15 protein-coding genes are annotated in these 13,979 nt (G+C 73.1%); 7 read left to right on the plus strand and 8 right to left on the minus strand.

Features of this window, described 5'->3' with window-relative positions; genetic code table 11:
- Positions 1 to 126 precede the first annotated feature (126 nt).
- From ABZW14_RS28985 to mca, 6 genes are read left to right on the plus strand one after another with little or no spacing between them, the layout of a single operon-like run.
- Positions 127 to 1,350, plus strand: a complete 1,224-nt coding sequence (locus tag ABZW14_RS28985) for a sensor domain-containing protein (RefSeq protein WP_355352516.1) — start codon at positions 127 to 129, stop codon at positions 1,348 to 1,350.
- Positions 1,338 to 1,982: a response regulator transcription factor gene (locus tag ABZW14_RS28990; protein ID WP_355352519.1), complete on the plus strand. Its 645-nt coding sequence runs from the start codon at positions 1,338 to 1,340 to the stop codon at positions 1,980 to 1,982. Before ABZW14_RS28985 ends, ABZW14_RS28990 begins: the two co-directional genes overlap by 13 nt.
- Positions 1,983 to 2,006: 24 nt before the next feature.
- Positions 2,007 to 2,801 carry an EI24 domain-containing protein gene (locus tag ABZW14_RS28995; RefSeq protein ID WP_355352522.1) on the plus strand — a complete coding sequence of 265 codons (795 nt, stop codon included), beginning with the start codon at positions 2,007 to 2,009 and terminating at the stop codon, positions 2,799 to 2,801.
- 1 nt (position 2,802) lies between these two features.
- Positions 2,803 to 3,318 (plus strand): O-acetyl-ADP-ribose deacetylase, encoded by a 516-nt coding sequence (locus ABZW14_RS29000; RefSeq protein ID WP_355352525.1) that lies wholly within the window; start codon positions 2,803 to 2,805, stop codon positions 3,316 to 3,318.
- 49 nt (positions 3,319 to 3,367) lie between these two features.
- The gene (locus ABZW14_RS29005) at positions 3,368 to 3,985 is read left to right on the plus strand and encodes a helix-turn-helix domain-containing protein (protein ID WP_355352528.1); all 618 of its coding nucleotides are present in this window, start codon (positions 3,368 to 3,370) and stop codon (positions 3,983 to 3,985) included.
- A gap of 13 nt (positions 3,986 to 3,998) precedes the next feature.
- On the plus strand, positions 3,999 to 4,853 hold the full coding sequence (gene mca, locus ABZW14_RS29010) for a mycothiol conjugate amidase Mca (RefSeq protein WP_355352531.1): 855 nt from the start codon (positions 3,999 to 4,001) through the stop codon (positions 4,851 to 4,853).
- Here the strand turns inward: mca and ABZW14_RS29015 are convergent.
- From ABZW14_RS29015 to ABZW14_RS29040, 6 genes are all read right to left on the minus strand, one after another.
- Positions 4,846 to 5,745 carry a GNAT family N-acetyltransferase gene (locus tag ABZW14_RS29015; protein ID WP_355352534.1) on the minus strand — a complete coding sequence of 300 codons (900 nt, stop codon included), beginning with the start codon at positions 5,743 to 5,745 and terminating at the stop codon, positions 4,846 to 4,848. The two genes, mca and ABZW14_RS29015, sit on opposite strands and share 8 nt — an antisense overlap.
- A 70-nt stretch (positions 5,746 to 5,815) precedes the next feature.
- The gene (locus tag ABZW14_RS29020) at positions 5,816 to 6,823 is read right to left on the minus strand and encodes a LacI family DNA-binding transcriptional regulator (protein ID WP_355352537.1); all 1,008 of its coding nucleotides are present in this window, start codon (positions 6,821 to 6,823) and stop codon (positions 5,816 to 5,818) included.
- 130 nt (positions 6,824 to 6,953) lie between these two features.
- Entirely contained in the window at positions 6,954 to 7,787 is an 834-nt protein-coding gene (locus ABZW14_RS29025; protein WP_355352540.1) for a carbohydrate ABC transporter permease, read from the minus strand.
- Positions 7,784 to 8,773 (minus strand): sugar ABC transporter permease, encoded by a 990-nt coding sequence (locus tag ABZW14_RS29030; RefSeq protein WP_355352543.1) that lies wholly within the window; start codon positions 8,771 to 8,773, stop codon positions 7,784 to 7,786. The genes ABZW14_RS29025 and ABZW14_RS29030 overlap by 4 nt, the downstream gene beginning before the upstream one ends.
- Before the next feature lie 70 nt (positions 8,774 to 8,843).
- Positions 8,844 to 10,154: an extracellular solute-binding protein gene (locus ABZW14_RS29035; protein ID WP_355352546.1), complete on the minus strand. Its 1,311-nt coding sequence runs from the start codon at positions 10,152 to 10,154 to the stop codon at positions 8,844 to 8,846.
- Between the two features lie 206 nt (positions 10,155 to 10,360).
- Positions 10,361 to 11,116, minus strand: coding sequence for a maleylpyruvate isomerase family mycothiol-dependent enzyme (locus tag ABZW14_RS29040; protein ID WP_355352548.1), 756 nt, complete (start codon positions 11,114 to 11,116; stop codon positions 10,361 to 10,363).
- A 127-nt stretch (positions 11,117 to 11,243) separates the two neighbouring features.
- Here ABZW14_RS29040 and ABZW14_RS29045 point away from each other — a divergent pair, with 127 nt between their 5' ends.
- On the plus strand, positions 11,244 to 12,278 hold the full coding sequence (locus ABZW14_RS29045; RefSeq protein WP_355352688.1) for a UDP-N-acetylmuramate dehydrogenase: 1,035 nt from the start codon (positions 11,244 to 11,246) through the stop codon (positions 12,276 to 12,278).
- On the opposite strand, the gene ABZW14_RS29050 is transcribed toward ABZW14_RS29045, so the two are convergent.
- Positions 12,262 to 13,059: a class I SAM-dependent methyltransferase gene (locus tag ABZW14_RS29050; protein ID WP_355352551.1), complete on the minus strand. Its 798-nt coding sequence runs from the start codon at positions 13,057 to 13,059 to the stop codon at positions 12,262 to 12,264. The two genes, ABZW14_RS29045 and ABZW14_RS29050, sit on opposite strands and share 17 nt — an antisense overlap.
- Positions 13,059 to 13,823, minus strand: coding sequence for an SDR family NAD(P)-dependent oxidoreductase (locus ABZW14_RS29055; protein ID WP_355352554.1), 765 nt, complete (start codon positions 13,821 to 13,823; stop codon positions 13,059 to 13,061). Before ABZW14_RS29055 ends, ABZW14_RS29050 begins: the two co-directional genes overlap by 1 nt.
- Positions 13,824 to 13,979: the final 156 nt, after the last annotated feature.

Consider the following 13,979-nt stretch of genomic DNA (forward strand, 5'->3'; position numbering starts at 1 on the left):
CCACCTTCTAATACACCCGAATAATAACACTCTTTCCCACCCCCCCGCACTACCTATCTGGTGATGTTGTGCTCCCGGGCCCCCCCCGGCACGCCGCGGGGGCCCCGGGCCGCTACGATCCGCCGCGTGACGACGGCGACCGCCCGGAGCGTGGCGTACCTGGCGGCCGGGCTCCTGGCCGGCGCCGCCGGATTCGCCTGGACCGTGGCGGCGCTGCTCACCGTCGGCCTGCTCTCGGTGACCCAGCTCGGCGGCCCGGTGTTCCTCGGCGCGGCCTGGGTGACCCGCCGGCTCGCCACCGCCGAGCGCCACCGGGCCGGCTGGGTCCTCGGCCGGCCGTTGGACGAGCCGTACGAGCCGGCCGCGCCCGGCACGGTGCGCGAGCGGGTCGCCGCCGTCGCCCGGCAGCCGGCCACCTGGCGGGACCTGGCGTGGCTGGTGGTGTGCTTTCCCGTCGGGCTGGTCACCGGGGTGGCGGGGACGGTGCTGGCCGTCGTGCCGGTGGCCGCCGTCCTCGCGCCCCTCTGGCTGTGGGCGGTGCCGAACGGGAACGCGCCGTGGCCGCTGCGGCCCCTGCTCACGACCACGCCGGGTCGGTTCGCGCTCACCGCGATCGGACTCCTGCTGCTTCCGGTGGCGGCCTGGCTGCTCCGGGTGCTGGCGCGGGGCGTGGCCTCCGGTGCGCGCGCCCTGCTGGCGCCCGGCGCGCACCTGCGTCTCGTCCGCGAGGCGGCCCGGCTCGCCGAGACCCGCGCGCGGGTCGTCGACGCGCAGGCCGCCGAGCTGCGGCGGATCGAGCGCGACCTGCACGACGGGGCGCAGGCCCGGATCGTGGCGGCCGGCATGACCCTGGCCCTGGCGGCCCGGAAACTGCGGGCCGGCGGCCCCGCCGTGTCTGACGTGGACCTGGCCCGGTCCCAGCTCGACGAGGCGCTGGCCGAACTCCGCCGGCTCGTCCGGGGGATCCACCCGCCGATCCTCACCGACCGGGGCCTGCACGCCGCCCTCGCCGCACTGGCCGCGGACAGCCCGCTCGACGTCCGGCTCAGCGGCGATCCGGACGCGCGCCACCCGGCCGCGGTGGAGTCGGCGGCCTACTTCGTGGTCGCCGAGGGGCTGGCGAACGCCGCCAAGCACGCCGACGCCGCCCGCTGCACGATCGTCCTCGCTCGCGGCACGGACACGCTGACGGTGAGCCTGACCGACGACGGAAAGGGCGGCGCCGACCTCGCCGGCAGCGGTCTGGACGGGCTGCGCCGCCGCGTCGAGGCGCTGGACGGCACGTTGACCCTCACCAGTCCACCGGGCGGTCCCACCGTCCTCCACGCGGAGCTGCCATGCGCATCGTGATCGCCGAAGACCTGCTGCTCCTCCGCGACGGGCTGGTGCGGCTGCTCACCGACACCGGGCACGAGGTGGTGGCCGCTGTCGACAACGCCGACGAACTGCTCGACGCCGTCGAGCGGCACCGGCCCGACCTGTCCCTGGTGGACGTCCGGCTGCCGCCCGGCTTCCGCGACGAGGGGTTGCGCGCCGCGCTCCGGCTGCGGGCCGACGGGCGGGACACCCGGGTGCTGATCCTGTCGCAGTACGTCGAGCGGGCGTACGCCGCCGAGCTCCTCGCCGACGGCCGGGGCGGGGTGGGCTACCTGCTCAAGGACCGGGTGACCGCGCTGGACGACTTCCTGGACGCGGTGGACCGGGTGGCGGCCGGCGGGACGGTGATGGATCCGGAGGTGGTGCGCCAGCTCTTCACGCGCAACAGCCGGCGGTCCGGCGTGGACGCGCTCACCCCGCGGGAACGCGAGGTGCTGGGGCTGATGGCACAGGGGATGTCGAACTCGGCGATCTGCGCGGCCCTCGTGCTCGCCCCGGTGAGCGTCGAGAAGCACATCACCAACATCTTCGCGAAGCTCGACCTGCCGCCCGCCGACGACGCGCACCGCCGGGTCCGGGCCGTGCTCGCGTATCTCAACGGGTGACCCACGGGACTAGGCTCTCCGATCGTGGACGCACCCCGCCTTGCCGCGCCCGTGACCGGCGCCGTCACCCGATTCCTCGGCGGCGCCGGCCTGCTGCTGCGCGGCCTCGGCCTCTACGTCCGCAGCCCCGGCCTGATGCTGCTCGGGATCGTGCCGGCGCTGATCTCCGGCCTGCTCTTCGTGGTCCTGTTCGCCACCCTGCTGTACTTCGTGGACGATCTGGCCGCGCTGGTCACCCCGTTCGCGGACGACTGGTCGGGGACCTGGCGCAGCCTGATCCGGGTGGCGGCCGGGCTGGCCGTCGTCGGACTGGCCGGCCTCCTCGGGGTGCTCACCTTCACGGCGGTCACCCTGGCCGTCGGCGACCCGTTCTACGAGAAGATCTCCGAGCGGGTGGAGGACCGGCTCGGCGGCACGCCCGGCGCGGTCGAGGTGCCGTTCTGGGCCTCGATGCGGCGCAGCATCCTCGACTCGCTGCGCCTGGTGGCCATCTCCGCGCTGGTGGGCGTACCCCTCTTCGTGGCCGGCTTCATCCCGCTGGTCGGGCAGACGGTGGTCCCGGTGGTCGGCGCCCTGGTGGGCGGCTGGTTCCTCGCCCTGGAACTGGTCGGTGCGCCGTTCTACCGGCGTGGCATGCGACTGCCGGAGCGGCGGTCGTTGCTCAGGGCGGACCGGCCGACCACCCTGGGCTTCGGGGTGGCGGTCTTCCTCTGCTTCCTGATCCCGCTGGGCGCGGTGCTGGTCATGCCGGCCGCCGTGGCCGGGGCCACCCTGCTGGCCCGCCGGTCGCTCGGGCAGTCCGTCGTCGAGGAGGGATGACATGGAGACGGTCCTGATCGAGGGGGACATCACCACACAGCAGGTCGACGTGATCGTCAACGCGGCCAACTCCTCGCTGCTCGGCGGCGGGGGTGTGGACGGCGCGATCCACCGCAGGGGCGGGCCGGCCATCCTGGAGGAGTGCCGGGCGCTGCGCGCCTCCCGCTACGGTCGGGGGCTGCCCACCGGCCAGGCGGTCGCCACCACGGGCGGCCACCTGCCGGCCCGCTGGGTGGTGCACACCGTCGGTCCGGTGTACTCCCCGCGCGAGGACCGGTCGGCGCTGCTGCGCGACTGCTACGCCAACAGCCTCCGGATCGCCGACGAGCTCGGCGCGGCGCGGGTGGCCTTCCCGCTGATCTCCGCCGGCATCTACGGCTGGCCGGTCGAGGACGCGGTGGCCCAGGCGCTGGCCGTGCTGCACGCGGCCACCCCGAGGTACGTCGTCGAGGCGCGGCTGGTGCTCTTCGGCGCCGACACCTACGCCGCCGCCGTCCGGGTCGCCGCGGCGGGCTGAGGAAATTTATGCTTGACCTAAACTTGGGTCGAGCACATATAGTGTCCGGGTGAGTGAGGGACTGCGCGACCGCAAGAAGCGGCTGACCCGGCAGGCGATCTCCGACGTGGCGACCCGGCTGTTCCTGGCCCGGGGCTACGAGCGGGTCACCATTGCCGAGATCGCCGAGGCGGCCGGGGTCGCGAAGATGACCGTGACGAACTACTTCCCGCGCAAGGAGGACCTGGCCCTCGACATCGCGGACGACTTCGTCGCGCTGCTGGCGGCGGCGGTCGCCGACCGGCCCGCCGGGGAACAGGTGCTGGCCGCGCTCCACCGGCGGTACGTGGAGGCGGTGGCCCGCCGGGACGCCCTGGTCGGCTTCGCGGGCGAGCCGTTCGTCCGGCTGATCGAGGACAGCCCCGCGCTCACCGCCCGGCTGCGGGAGCTGCACGAGCTGCGCGAACGAGCCCTGGCCGCCCGGCTCGCGGCCGAACGCGGGACCGGCGCGGAGGACCTGCCCGTACGGGTGCTCGCCGCGCAACTCGCCGGTGCCTACCGGGTGCTGTTCGACGAGGCGTTCCGGCTGATCCGGGCCGGGCACGGCGAGGACGAGGTGGCGGCGGTTCTCGCCGAGGCCGGCTGCCGGACGTTCGCGCAACTGGCCGCCGGCCTCGACCGGAGCTGACGAGAGGAGCCACATGTCCACCCCGTTGCGGCTGCTGGCCGTGCACGCCCACCCCGACGACGAATCCAGCAAGGGCGCCGCCACCCTGGCCCGGTACGCCGCCGAGGGGGTGGACGTGCTGGTCGCCACCTGCACCGGCGGGGAGCGCGGCGACATCCTCAACCCGGCCGCGGACCGGCCGGAGGTTCGCGCCGACCTGGGCCGGGCCCGCGCGGCGGAGATGGCCGCCGCCGCGGCCGTGCTCGGGGTGCGGCAGCGGTTCCTGGGCTTCGTCGACTCCGGACTGCCCGGCGACGGGGCCGAGCTGCCCGCCGACGCGTTCGCCCGGCTCCCGGTCGACGTGGCGGCGGCACCCCTGGTGGCGCTGGTCCGCGAGTTCCGCCCCCAGGTGATCGTCAGCTACGACCCCAGCGGCGGCTACCCGCACCCCGACCACCTGCTGACCCATCGGGTTGCCCGGCACACCTTCGCCGCCGCCGCCGATTCCGCCGCCTATCCGGGAAGCGGCCCGGCCTGGGCGGCGGCGAAGCTCTACTACCTGCTCTCGTTCGGCCGATCCTGGTTCCGGGTCCTGCACGACGCCACGCTCGCGGCCGGGCTGCCCTCGGCCATGGAGGAGGTGCTGCGGGAGCTGCCCGAGGACCTGCCCGAGCCCCGGGTGACGACCCGGGTCGAGTGCGCCGGATACTTCGCCACCCGCGACCGGGCGCTGCTGGCGCACACCACCCAGGCCGACCCGGCCCACCCGTTCTTCGCCCACTCCCGGGAGATCGAGCGGCGGGTCTGGCCGACCGAGGACTACGAGCTGGCCGAGGCCCGGGTGCCGGTCTCGCTGCCGGAGGACGACCTCTTCGCCGGCCTCAGGTGAGGTCGCGGACGCAGGACCACTGGCTGGCCACCGGCCGGTAGCCGAGCCGGGCGTTGACCGCCAGCATCGGTGCGTTCGCCTCGTCGTTCGAGGTGTACGCGGTGCGTACCCCGGAGGCCGCCGCCCGGTGCAGTGCGGCCTCCTTCGCCAGCCGGGCCAGTCCGCGCCCACGGTGCTCGGGGATCGTGCCGGTGAAGTCCGACCACATCCGGTCGCCGTCCCGCTTGACCAGACTGATGGCAACCGGCGTGCCGTCGACCTCGACCACCGTGCTGGCGTCCCGGTCCAGCCCCGGGTTGTCCCACACCTCGTGGTGCCAGAGGTCGTAGCCCAGCGCGTCCGTCGGGACGTCGCCCGGCTCGTCGACCGACGCCTCGGCGTCCACCCGGTGGATCCGGCGCGGGTCCACCTCGGTGGCCGTGAGCAGCCGCACGCCGGGCGGCGGCTCGGGCATCGGCGGGGTGGGCCGGAGGTCGAGCGCGGAGTAGCGCAGCTCGCGGCTGGGCGTGAAACCGTGCCGGCGGGCGAACGGCAGTGACTCCGGCTGGGATCCGGTGAGCAGCCGCTTCGTGCCGATGCGGCGCAGGTGGGCGAGCGCGGCGTTCAAGAGGGCCGTGCCGACTCCCCGGAGCCGGTGCTCCGGGTGGACGTGCAGGGTGGAGACCTCGCCGACGTTCGCCGCCGAGGTGTGGCTGTTCCGGTACGCCGACACCCAGCCGACCACCTGCCCGTCCGCCTCCGCCACCCAGGCCGCCCAGTCCTCCTCCGGCGGCGGCTGGGCGATCATGCGGCGGGTCGACTCGACGCCGCGCACCAGGTACGGGTGGACGGCGGTGCGCAGCGCCACCACACCGGGCGCGTCCTCGGGCCGGGCAGATCGGATCACAGTCATCCGGCGACCCTAGAGCCGACGCCCGCGGCCGGCGACGGGATTACCGCGCCCGTGGGGCGGGACCCGCCGCTCAGGCCGAGTCGCGGACGACCAGTTCGGTGGGGAGCAGCAGCGCCAGCTCGACCTGCTCGCCCGCGGCGATCCGGAGCAGCTGCCGGGTCATCGCCCGGCCCAGTTCCACTATCGGCTGCTTCACCGTGGTCAGCGGCGGCTCGGTGTACGCCGCCGTCTCGATGTCGTCGAACCCGATCACCGCGACGTCGTGCGGCACCCGCCGGCCGGCCTCGCGCAGGGTGCGCAGCGCGGCGTGCGCCATCAGGTCGGACGCGGCGAACACCGCGTCCAGCTCGGGATCGGCCGCGAGCAGTTGCCGCATGGCCGCCGTGCCGGACTCCCGGGTGAAGTCGCCGTACGCGATCAGCTCCGGCAGGCCGGCGGCGGCGACCGTCTCCCGGTAACCGATCAGCCGCTCGATGCCGGCGACCATGTCCTGCGGCCCGGCGATGGTGGCGATCCGCCGCCGACCGTTTGCGATCAGGTGGCGGACCGCCTCGGCCACCCCGCCGACATGGTCGACGTCGACGTACGGCACCTCGGCGCCGTCGAGCGGGCGACCGCTGCACACCACCGGGATGCCGAGCCGGGCCAGCCGGCCGGGAAGCGGGTCCTCGCCGTGCAGGGACGCGAACAGCACACCGTCGACGTGCCGCCCGGTCGTGTAGCGCTCGACCCGTTCGTGCCCGGCAGGCGAGCCCGCCAGCATGAGCACGAGCTGCTTGTCGGCCGCCTCCAGCTCCTGGGCCGCACCCCGGATGATCCCCGGGAAGACCTGGTCGTCGGAGAAGACCCGGGTGGCCGCCTCGGGCAGGACCAGCGCGACGGAGTCGGTGCGCTGGGTGACCAGGCTGCGGGCGGCGAGGTTCGGGACGTACCCCAGTTCCTCGACCGCTCGGCGGACCGCCTGCTGGATCGGCTCCGCGACGGTGGTGGAGCCGTTCACCACCCGCGAGACCGTCGCCCGGGACACCCCGGCCAGTCTGGCCACCGCCTCCAGGGTCGGCCGCTGCGCCGTCGTCATCCCCGTCACCACCACCTCGTCACAGCCCGTTCCGGGAGGCCACCTCCTGGTACCAGCCCTCGGCCCATTCGACGTTGTCCAGCAACGACCATACGAGATGGCCGCGCAGGTCGACGGCAGGGCCGCTCCGTCACGCCTTCACCGCGCCCTCCATGATCCCGCCGATGATCTGGCGGCCGAACGCGACGAACACCAGCAGCAGGGGCAGGGTGGCGATCGCGGTCCCGGTGAACACCTGCGACATGTCCTGGTAGTAGCCGTCGGACAGCGCCCGCAGCGACAGCTGCACGGTCGGGTTCTCCGGATCGTTGAGCACCGCGTACGGCCACAGGAAGTCGTTCCAGGTGGTCATGAACGTGAGCAGGCCGAGCACGGCGGCGGCCGGGCGCAGCGCGGGCAGCACCACGTTCCAGTAGATCCGCGCCGTGTTGCAGCCGTCCATCCGGGCCGCCTCGATCAACTCGGTACTGACCGCCTGGCCGGCGTACTGGCGCATCATGAACACGCCGAACCCGGTGACCAGCGCCGGCACGATGACCGCCGGCAGCCGGTCGTTCCAGTTCAGCTTCGTCATCAGCAGGTACAGCGGGATCACGCCGAGCTGGGTGGGCACCATCATGGTTGCCACGATGACCAGCAGCAGCGCGTTGCGCCCACGGAAGCGCAGCTTGGCGAAGGCGAACCCGGCCAGGGTCGAGAAGAAGACCACCGAGACGGTGACCGTGCCGGCCACGATCGCCGAGTTGACCAGGCCGGTGAGGAAGTACGCGTCGGTGTTGTCGAACAGCCGGGCGATGTTGGCGCCGAGGTTGCCGCCGGGGGTGACCGGGGGCGGGACCTGGCCCATGGCGTCGCTGGTCCGGCTGGCCACCACGAACATCCAGTAGATCGGGAAGATCGACATCAGGGCCGTGACGGCCAGCGCCAGGTAGGTAAGCCGGCCGGCCGACCAGAGGCGGTTCATCGGGAGTCCTCCTTGCGCGCGCCGCCGCCCAGCCGGCGGAGGAGCAGGACGTTGACCGCCGCGACCACCGCGATGAGGGCGAAGAGCAGCCAGGCGATGGCCGAGCCGTAGCCGAAGTTGTAGTGCGGCGCGAAGGCGTTCTCGAACATGTACATGGTCACCGTCTGCGACTCGCGCAGCGGCCCGCCGCGGATCGCGTTGGTGCCGGAGTTGAACAGCCGGGGCTCGGTGAAGAGCTGGAGGCCGCCGATGGTGGAGATGATGACCGCGAAGATGATCGTCGGCTTGAGCAGCGGCACGGTGATCGACCAGAACTGCCGGAACCGGTTCGCGCCGTCGATCGCGGCGGACTCGTAGAGGTCGCGCGGGATGGCCTGCATGGCGGCCAGGAAGATCAGCGCGTTGTAGCCGGTCCACCGCCAGTCGACCATGGCGGAGATGGCCACCCAGGAGGCGAGCCGGTTGGCCTTCCAGTCGACGGCGTCGACACCGACGTGGTCGAGCAGCCAGTTGACCATGCCGAAGTCGCGGCCGAAGAGCACCGCGAAGACGATCGCCACGGCGGCGGTCGAGGTGACGTTCGGGATCAGCACCGCCATCCGCCAGGTGGTCCGGGCCCGGAGCTGCCGGTTGAGCAGGTTGGCCAGCCAGAGGGCGAGCAGCAGCTGCGGGACCGTCGAGATGACGAAGATGCCGAGGGTGTTGACCACCGAGTGCCAGAAGTCGGGGTCGGCCAGCAGCTGGCTGTAGTTGTCGAACCCCACGAACGGGTGCTCGGCGCCGAGCAGGTCCCAGTCGTGCAGGGAGACCCAGAAGGTGTACGCCAGCGGGTAGATCCCGAAAACCCCGAAGAGCAGGAAGAACGGGGCGATGTAGAGGTAGGGCGAGTATCTCGTGTCGAACCGGCTGAGCCGGACGCCCCGCGAGGGGCGGTTGGTGCCGGGCGCCGGTGCGACCGGCGGGCGGGCGTCGAGCTGGACTGCCATGGCCCGGGACTCCTTTCCGCAGTGCGGGCGGCACCCGTGGACCGGGGACCGCCCGCACGCCTGGCTCGGGTTACTTGGCAGCGGCCTTCTCGGCGTTCGCGACCGCGTCGGTCCAGCCCTGCTGCGGGCTGCGCTTGCCCAGCTCCACCGTGCGGACGGCGTTCTCCACCTCGGTGCGTACGGCCTGGTTCTTCGGGCCCATGTAGACCGGCTTCAGGCTCTTGGCGCCCTCGGCGAAGATCCTGCCGACCGGGGCGGCCGAGAAGTACGCGTTGGTCGAGTCGACGATCGCGGGGTCCGCCAGCGCCTGCGGGGAGGACGGCAGGGGGCCCTTGGCCTTGAACGCGCCGATCTGGCCCTTGGCGCTGGTGAGGAACTTCGCCAGCTCGATCGCCTCGGCCTGGTGCTTGCTCTGCTTCGGCACCGCCAGGAAGGAGCCGCCCCAGTTGCCGCCGTTGCCGGGCACCTGGGCGATGTCCCACTTGCCCTTGGCGCCCGCACCGGCGTTGCCCTCGATGACGCCGGTCATCCAGGCCGGGCAGGCGATGGTCGCGAACTTCGACTGCTTGAACGCGGAGACCCACTCCTCCGACCACGATCCGTACCTGCCGGACAGGCCGGAGTCGATGATGTCCATGGTGGTGTCGTACGCCTGCCGCACCGCCGGGTTGCTGTCGACGACCAGCTTGTCGCTCGTGTCGTAGTAGCTGTAGCCGGTGGTGTTGCCGGCGGTCTGGAGCAGGATGGTGTTGAACGTGTTGGTCGCCGCGTCGAGGAACGAGGCGCCCGTGTTCTTCGCCTTGAACTGCTCGCCGACCCGGATGTAGTCCGCCCAGGTGGGCCAGAGCTTCGAGACCGCCTCGCGGTCGGTGGGCAGCCCGGCCTTGGCGAACAGGTCCTTGCGGTAGCACATGGCCATGCCGCCGACGTCGGTGCCGAGGCCGATGAGCTGCTTGCCGTCGGCGGTGAGCCCCTGGTTCCACTTCCAGTCCAGGAAGTTGCCCTTCAGGTCGGCGGCGCCGTGGTCGAGCAGGTTGACGAAGTTCTGCGGGTTGGCCTTGTACTCGACCAGCAGGCCCTCCTCGATGGCGACGATGTCGCCCGCACCCTTGCCCGCGGCGAGCCACTGGGTGAGCTTCGGCGAGTACTCGTCCAGGTTGCTGCCGGTGCCCCGCTCGACGATCTTCACGTCGGGGTGGGCGGCCATGTACTCCTTGTAGAGCTGCTCGTAGCCGAACTGGCCGAAGACATCGACGGTGAGCGTGACCGGGCCACCGGCGGCGGCCTCGTCGTCACCGCCCCCGCAGGCGGTGGCGCCCAGCAGCGCGGTGGTGGCGACCAGGGCCACCGCGGCCAGGCGGCGGCGCGTGAAGGTGACCATCTCTTATCTGACCCCTCTAGGTGTATCGGGTGGTGGCGGGCGGTTCCGGTACTCAGAGAGCGCTCTCACGACAGGGTGGTGGTAACCCCGGGCCATGTCAAGAGAGCGCTCTCACGGCGTCCGGAAAAGGGCGGAGAGTGCGTTCCGGTGGGAAACGCCGCTCTCCGCCCGATGTCCGCACGACCCCCCGGCGGGGTCAGCCCGGTTCAGCCCACGCGCAGCCCGTCGAGCAGGCGACGGTCGCCGGCCACCCCGAGGGCGTCGAAGCTGATCCGGCCCATCACCGCCAGCAGCAGATCACTGGCGGTGCCGGTGACCTGCGCGCGGGCGCGGTGCTCGTCGTGGTCGAGGATCGTCGCGGTGTCCAGCAGGGCGATGCCCTCGCCGCGCAGCCGCAGGTACCACTCCTGGGCGGCGTCGGTGGCGGTCAGCTGGACCACCCCGTGCCACTGGCCGGGCTGGATCCGCCGGCCCGCCGGCAGCCAGGTGTCCAGCACCTCGCTCACCCCGTCGGCCGCGAGCTTGGCCTCGATCGGCTCACCCGCGCCGATGGCGAGCTGGGCGTCCCAGCGGTGCACCGCGGTCTCGTGCGCCATCCGGCGCGGCCAGAAGGCCGCCTTCTTCGGCTGCGGGGCGAAGTTCCAGGCCGGGGCCTCCGGGTCGAGCGCCTCGAAGAGCGCCATGAGCCGCTCGTACTCCTGGCCGTACCACTGGGCCGGGGTCAGGCCGGCCGGCGGCTCCGGATCGTGCCGCTCTGGGCGGCTGGCCGTCCCGGCGGTCACCACCGTGCGCACCCACACGTAGACCCGGGCGAGGTGGTGGGCGAGGTCGGAGACCGTCCAGCCGGGACAGGACAGCACCGGTGTCTCGGGAGGCGCCTCCGCGACGGCGGCGGCGAAGGCGGGACCCTCCGTCCGCAACGCGCCGATCCAGAAGTCCTTCGTGCCGTGCAGTCTGCTCATCGCAATCCTCCCGGGGGTGACCGGGCCACCAGTGGGTGCCGCGGCTACCCCTCAGCCTAGGGTGAGAGGCGTGTCAGACGTCTACGCCGAACCGACGACCGGAGCCGACCCGATCGACCCGGCCACCCTGGCGCGCTACACCACGCTGCGCCTCGGCGGCCCGGCCGGTCGGCTGGAGATCGCCAGCAGCGCCGACGAGATCGTCCGGGCCGTCCAGGAGGCGGAGGCGCGGGAACAGGCCGTCCTGCTGCTGGCCGGCGGCAGCAACGTGGTGATCGGCGACCAGGGCTTCCCCGGCGCCGTCGTGCTGATCCGCTCCCGGGGCTTCCAGGTGGTCGCCGAGGACGCCGGGACGGTCACCGTACGCGTCGAGGCCGGCGAGCCCTGGGACGACCTGGTCGCGGCCACCGTCGAGCGCGGCTGGTCGGGGCTGGAGTGCCTCTCCGGCATCCCCGGCTCGGCCGGTGCCACCCCGATCCAGAACGTCGGCGCGTACGGGCAGGAGGTGGCCGAGACGATCACGGCCGTGGAGGCGTACGACCGGACCGAGGGAACCGTGGTCCGGATCCCGGCCGCCGACTGCGGGTTCGCCTACCGGGGCAGCATCTTCAAGTACAGCGACCGCTGGGTGGTGCTCTCGGTCGACTTCCGGCTCACCCGCTCCCCGCTCTCCGGCCCGGTGCGCTACGCCGAGTTGGCCCGGGCGCTCGGTGTCGAGGTGGGCGACCGGGTGCCGCTCGCGGAGGCGCGGGCCACCGTGCGGCGGCTGCGCGCCGGCAAGGGCATGGTGCTCGACGCGCAGGACCCGGACACCTGGTCGGTGGGCTCGTTCTTCACCAACCCGGTGCTGGAGCGGGAGGCGTATGAGGTGCTGCGGGAGCGCGCCGCCGACGTGGGCGAACCGCCGTCCTGGCCGTGCCCCGGGGACCGGGTCAAGGTGAGCGCCGCCTGGCTGATCGACAAGGCCGGCTTCGGCAAGGGCCACGCCGGCCCCGAGGGCGTAGCCATCTCCACCAAACACACCCTGGCCCTCACAAACCGGACCGGTAACGCCAGCACGGCAGCCCTGCTCGCCCTGGCCCGAGAGATCCGCACCGGCGTGGAAACCCGCTTCGCGGTAACCCTCCACCCCGAACCCGTCCTGATCAACTGCGCGATCTGACGGTGGGGGCGATCGCCGGCCAGGGGAGGGTCAGTTCGCCCAGGCGCCAGCGGCGGGGTCGGTCCTGGACCGGCCAGCCTGCCGCCTTCACCGCGGCCACGGTTCGCGTCCAGCGGTCGCGGGGGCCGAACGGGGCGTAGCCGGCCGTCGACTGCCAGGCGCCCTCCAGGGCCCGGATGAGGTCGTGGATCGGTTCGCCGGGAACGTTGCGGTGGATTAGCGCCTTGGGCAGCCGCTCGGCGAGCTGGGCCGGGCTCTCCAGGGTGGTGAGCTTCGCGGCCAGGGTCAGCGTGCGCGGGCCGGCCGCGTCGAGCAGCACCCAGCCGCCGAGCCGCCCCAGCTCGTCGCAGGTCCCCTCGACCAGCAGGCCACCCGGGGCGAGCCGGTCAGTGACCGTGCGCCAGGCGTCGGCCACCTCGCCCTCGTCGTACTGACGCAGCACGTTGAACGCGCGGACCAGGGCGGGACGCAGCCCGGCCAGCTCGAAGCCGCCCCGGGCGAAGGTGAGCCCGGGCGGGTCGGCGGCCGGCTGGGCGGCGGCCACGCGTACCGGATCGATCTCCAGCCCGACCACCCGGACGTCGGCGCGGACCGCGGCGGCGAGCCGGGCCCGCAGTTCGACGGCGGTGACCGGGGTGGCGCCGTAGCCGAGATCGACCACGAGGGGGTCGGCGGCGTCGCGCAGGGCGTCACCACAGGTCGCGGCGATCCAGTTGTCCACCCGCCGGAGCCGGTTCGGATTCGTCGTGCCCCGGGTGACGACCCCGAGCGGCCGGACCATCAGGAGGTCCGGTGCACCTTGTGCTGAGCGGCCTGGGCCAGCGGGCGGACCACGAGCTGGTCGATGTTGACGTGGTGCGGGCGGGTGGCGCACCAGGCGACGCAGTCGGCCACGTCCTCGGCGACCAGCGGCTCGGCCACGCCGGCGTAGACCGCGGCGGCCCGGTCGGCGTCGCCGCCGAACCGCACGAGGCCGAACTCCTCGGTCCTGACCATGCCCGGGTCGATCTCGATCACCCGGACCGGTCGGCCGCACAACTCCAGCCGGAGCGTGCCGGCCATCGCGGTCTGCGCGTGCTTGGCCGCCGTGTAGCCGCCGCCGCCCTCGTAGACGACGTGCCCGGCGGTGGAGCTGACGATCACGACGGTGCCGGCGCCGGAGGATTCCAGGGCAGGCAGCAGCGCCTTGGTGACCCGGAGGGTGCCGAGCACGTTAACGTCGTACATCCACTGCCAGTCGCCGAGGTCGGCGGACTCCACCGGGTCCAGGCCGCGCGCCCCGCCGGCGTTGTTCACGAGCAGGGTTACCGGACCCGGCGTGGCGGCGGCCGCGGCGGCCAGTCCGGCGACCGACTCGTCGGAGGTGACGTCGCACTCCACCGCCGTGGCCGCGCCGCCGGCCGCCTCGATCTCGGCGACCAGGCCGGCCAGCCGGTCGGTACGCCGCGCGGCGGCGAGCACGTGGAAACCCTCGGCGGCCAGCCGGCGGGCGGTGGCCGCGCCGATCCCGCTGGACGCCCCGGTGACGATGGCGACTGAGGTCATCCGGTCATTCTCACCCGGCGCCCCGCTCCGCGCGGTGATGAGGTCCGTCACGCCCGGGACCCGCCGAGACGCATTTCCGAAGCCCGATGGGGAAGATGACATCCGGCGCGGAGGTTGACCGAGAAGCGCCGGTCGTGCGGGACGGCATCAACCGTG

The organism is Micromonospora sp. NPDC004551 (assembly GCF_040609975.1).
GTDB lineage: Bacteria > Actinomycetota > Actinomycetes > Mycobacteriales > Micromonosporaceae > Micromonospora.